Source organism: Delftia sp. ZNC0008, from assembly GCF_000799035.1.
In the GTDB taxonomy this organism is placed as follows: Bacteria; Pseudomonadota; Gammaproteobacteria; order Burkholderiales; family Burkholderiaceae_C; genus Comamonas; species Comamonas tsuruhatensis.
This window is the reverse complement of record NZ_JTKZ01000453.1, coordinates 1-4355: the sequence shown is the minus strand read 5'-3', so window position 1 is coordinate 4355 and position 4355 is coordinate 1. Positions and strand designations below refer to the sequence as shown.

The window sequence follows — 4355 nt, the reverse complement described above, 5'->3', positions numbered from 1 at the left end:
CCGCGTGTCCTCATGCAGCGCCTGGTCGCGCGCCAGGGCCTGGCGTGCCAGGCGCGACTGGGACTCGGCCTCCAGCAGCGCGCGCCGCGCCTCATACAGCTGCGGGCTGGTGAACACCGCCACCGGCTGGCCGGTGCGCACCGTCTGGCCCAGGGCCACGAGCACGCGCGGCACCGCGCCCGCATAGGGGGCGGCCACCACAGCCTGGGCATCGGGCCGCAGCACGACGCGCGCGTGGGCCGAGACCTCGATGCGCTCTGCCGCCTGAATGGGTTCGAAACGCACGCCCAGCGCCTGTGCCTGTTCGGCGGACAAGGCAACGGATGTGGGCGTGGATGCGGATCCGGATGTGGGTGCGGATGCGGATGCGGACGGGGGATTGGCCGGGCTTGCGGGTGCGGCCTGGGCCTGGGTGGCCATGCCGACGGCTGGCAGCGCAAGTGCGCCGGCCAGCAGCCATGGGGAAAACATCATTCCTGACTCCGGGAAAAAAGACGAACGCCGTCCACGCGCAGGCGGTTCGCTGCGCGCGGGCGAAGAAGGACTGAGGCGGGCCTGTGGACCAGGCCGGGGAGGTCAGGAAGCCAGGGGCGGTGCCTGGGCGGGGGAAGGCCGTATCACGCGCTCGCGCCAGCGCGGACTCAGGCGCATGGGCTGCAGCGGCAGGGCGGGCCGGGGCGCAATGCAGCGCATGCGCGCGGCACGCAGGCCCAGGGTGAGCAAGACCAGGCCGACCACGGCCAGCAAAGGCATGGGCAGCAGGTCCAGCGGCTGTATGGCGTCCTGCACATCGACCTCGAAAGGCTCGACATGGTCTTCATCCACATCGGTGAAGGAGCCGTGGGCCACGAACAGGTGGAAATGCGAGTCGGCCACGCGCGACGGCGCCGCGTGGATGTGCAGGCCGGCCTGGTTCGGAGTGCCGAAATGGCTGTGCAGCAGCGGTATCAGCAGCTGCGCCACCATGATGAGCAGCAGCAAGGCGCTCCGCATGGATAGGCTCCGGATGGCATGCAACATGGCCGGGGATTGTAGTGCCGGTGCCTGCGCAATCGGTTCAATCCCGCAGTTCGGCAAGGGCACATTCACCTGTCACATACCAAAGCAAGCCCCCGCCATCGCGGCAGGCCCGCAAGCCGCACCAGGCCTCGGTTCAAGCTGGAGTGACGGATTTCATTGTATTTTTTCGGATATAACGAAGCCATTCATGGAGCACTTCGCCCCCTCGGAGCCCGCCGGAGTCCGCCGGGCTGTGCTGGAGAACCGACTTGACGCAAAAATACATCCCCCATCTGCTGGCCCTGGACCGCGAGCGTGACTGGGCGCGCGCAGCGCAGGCCTGCGGCATCTCCGACAACACGCTGGCCCAGGCCATACGCTCGGCCGAGGCGGAGTTTGGCCACGCGCTGGTGCGTGCGGGCCGGCCCTTCCAGGGGTTCACGCAGGAAGGCGAACAGGTGCTGGCCTGGGCACGGCAGTTCGCCCAGGCGGTGGATGCACTCAAGCACTGCTTTGCCGACACGCGCAAGCGGGCGGGCCTGGCGCCCCTGCTGGCGCGGCGCTCCGTCTCGCCCAGGCGGCTGGCCATGCCGGGCCCGGACAGCGGCGACATGGACCTGATGATCGAGGCGGCGCTATGCGCTCCGGACCACGGTGCCTTGCACCCCTGGCGGGTTCTGGAGTTTCCCGCCCACCAGCGCGAGGCCTTGGCCTGCCTGTTCGAGCAGGAAAAACTGCGCCGCGACCCGCTGGCCCCGGCCGACGATATCCGCCGTGCGCGCGAGCATGCAACGCGCGCCCCGGCGCTGATCGCCTTCATCATCTCGCCCCGGCCGCGCTCGCGCGTGCCGGTGCGTGAGCAATGGCTGGCTGCGGGCGCGGCCCTGGGCAACCTCCTCAACGCCGCCCACCATTTGGGCTTTGGTGCCATCGTGCTCAGTGGCGAGCGCTGTTTTGACCCGGCCCTGCATTCAGCGCTGGGTTTGCGCGAGGGCGAGCACCTGGCCGGCTTCATCAGCCTGGGCACCATCACCAGCCAGCCATCCCCGCGCGCAATGGTGGCGCCCTCTTCCATGCGCACGGCATGGCAGGCGGAGCAGACAGCAGCGGTCACGGCACAGGCCCTTCTCCAGCCAGACGGCAACCACGACAGCCACGGCAGCGATCTTTGAAGCCGCAGCCAGCGCGTGCAGGGTGGCGCATAAGTGGCGCACAGGTGGCGCGCAGGTGGCGCACTGACTGCGCGGGGCGGTTAGAGTTGCGGGGCTGCTGCGCCCTCTTGCATCCTCTTGCGCCCTCTTTTCCATCACGGAACAAGCTTTCATGATCATCCGGCCCCGCCCCCACTGGCTGCGCATGCTCTTCGTGCTGCGCGGCTCGGTGCTGCCCGACATCCTGCCCCAGCTGATGGCAGCCACCCTGTTCGCCGTGCTGGTCACGGCGCTGCACGGCCAGTTGTTCGCCTGGAAGGTGCCGCTGAACTTCGTGCCGTTTTCGCTGATCGGGCTGACGCTGGCCATCTTCCTGGGCTTTCGTAACAGCACCAGCTATGCGCGCTATTGGGAGGCGCGCACGCTGTGGGGCACCCTGCTCAACGAGACGCGCACCCTGGTGCGCCAGGCCCGGACCTTGACCGATGCACCGCAGCACGCCCCGGCCCTGGCCATGGTGCTGGCGGCCTTCGTGCATGCGCTGCGCCACCAGTTGCGCGGCACCGATGCCGCGGCCGACATGCGCCGCCTGCTGCCCGCCGCCGACTGCGAGCGCCTGGCCACGGCGCGCTTCAAGCCTGCCGTGCTGCTGCTCATGGCCGGCGAATGGCTGCAGGCACGCCGCCAAGACGGCAGCCTGCAGCCGGTGCTGGTGCCCGCCATGGAGGCGCCGCTGTGCAAGCTGGGCGAGGCACTGGGCGGCTGCGAACGCATTGCGGGCACGCCGATTCCCTTCACCTACGCGGTGATCATCCACCGCACCATCTACCTGTACTGCCTGCTGCTGCCCTTCGGCCTGGTGGATTCCATCGGCTTCATGACGCCGGTGATCGTGGCCTTCATCGCCTACACCTTCTTCGCGCTGGAGGCGCTGGGCGCCGAGCTGGAGGAGCCCTTCGGCACGGCGCCCAACGATCTGGCGCTGGACGCCATGTCGCAGATGATCGAGGCCACGCTGCGCGAGCTGACCGGCGAGGTGCTGCCACCTGCGCCGCAGCACAAGGATGTGCTGTTCCTGACCTGACCCTGCCTGCCGGCCCGGACAGCGCCAGCGGCACAATCTGCCACCCGCATCACAGAAAAAGGACAAGCGCCATGACGGAGACAAGCAAGGTCAAGGGACCGGCCTCGTATTTCCCTTCCATCGAGAAGACCTACGGCCAGCCGATTGCGCACTGGATGGACCTGCTGCAACAGCAGGACACCCGCAAGCACATGGAGCTGGTGGGCTGGCTCAAGGCCCAGCACCAGATGGGGCACGGCCATGCGAATGCGCTGGTGGCCGTGTTCCTGGCACAGGCCTGACCTGCACCCGGCAACCCTCAGCCGATGGCCGTGCCGAAAGCCTGGCGCACGACGGCACCCGCTTCGTCAAACAGCCGGCGTGATGCCGGCGCCAGCCCCAGCATATGCATGCAGGCGTGCACCATGCCGGGCAGGCGCACGGCCTTTACTGCCACACCGGCCTGCGCCAGCCGCTGCGCATAGGCTTCGGCCTCGTCGCGCAGCGGGTCGTATTCGCAGCTGATCACCGTGGCTTGGGGCAGTCCTGCCAGGTGTTCGGCGCGCAGCGGAGAGACAAGTTCGTGCCGCCCCGGAGCCGCATCGCCCAGGTACGCGCCATAGCAGTACTCCATGGCCGCACGCGTGAGGTAGTGGCCCTCTCCAAACTGGAGGAACGACGGCGAGTCCATGGCCGCGTCCAGTGCCGGGTACAGCAGCAGCTGGTGGGCGATGGCCGGTGCGCCCGCCGCTCCCCAGCCTTCTTGCTGCCGCGCCAGCAGGCAGGCGGCGGCCGCGAGGTTGCCGCCCGCGCTGTCTCCGGCCACGCCGATGCGCCTGCTGTCCAGGCCCAGCGCATCGGCCTGCTCAAAGGTCCAGGCAATGGCATCGCAGAAATCATGCAGCGGCACGGGAAAGCGGTGCTCGGGCGCCAGCCGGTAGTCCACCGAGACCACGACGGCGCCCGTTGCCACGGCCAGCGCGCGGCAGGGGTTGTCGTAGACCTCCAGCGAACCCAGGCACCAGCCGCCGCCGTGGGCGAAGACCAGGGCGGGCTGGGGCGTGGGTGTGACCGAGGCCAGCGGCCGGTAGATGCGCACGCGCAGCGGCGCACCGTCGCGCGCGGGCAGCGGGAAGTCTTCG

General features: G+C 69.1%; 5 protein-coding genes and 1 pseudogene. 3 read left to right on the top strand and 3 right to left on the bottom strand.

Annotation, left to right across the window (positions count from 1 at the left end):
- Both L995_RS14950 and L995_RS14945 read right to left on the bottom strand, forming a co-directional pair.
- Positions 1-474, bottom strand: a pseudogene (locus L995_RS14950) (efflux RND transporter periplasmic adaptor subunit); the annotation flags it as partial.
- A gap of 102 nt (positions 475-576) precedes the next feature.
- A complete protein-coding gene (locus L995_RS14945) occupies positions 577-993 on the bottom strand; it encodes a hypothetical protein (RefSeq protein WP_052195806.1) in 417 nt (138 codons plus the stop codon).
- 275 nt (positions 994-1268) lie between these two features.
- Between L995_RS14945 and L995_RS32070 the strand changes: the two genes are divergently transcribed.
- The 3 genes from L995_RS32070 (at position 1269) to L995_RS14930 (ending at position 3515) form a co-directional block, all read left to right on the top strand.
- Positions 1269-2171, top strand: coding sequence for a nitroreductase (locus L995_RS32070; protein WP_082001557.1), 903 nt, complete (start codon positions 1269-1271; stop codon positions 2169-2171).
- A 151-nt stretch (positions 2172-2322) separates the two neighbouring features.
- A complete protein-coding gene (locus L995_RS14935; protein WP_016447050.1) occupies positions 2323-3234 on the top strand; it encodes a bestrophin family protein in 912 nt (303 codons plus the stop codon).
- A gap of 71 nt (positions 3235-3305) precedes the next feature.
- On the top strand, positions 3306-3515 hold the full coding sequence (locus L995_RS14930; protein WP_013802290.1) for a DUF4287 domain-containing protein: 210 nt from the start codon (positions 3306-3308) through the stop codon (positions 3513-3515).
- A 17-nt stretch (positions 3516-3532) separates the two neighbouring features.
- Here the strand turns inward: L995_RS14930 and L995_RS14925 are convergent.
- Positions 3533-4355: alpha/beta hydrolase (locus tag L995_RS14925; protein WP_047472463.1), on the bottom strand; the 823-nt coding region annotated here is incomplete at its 5' end.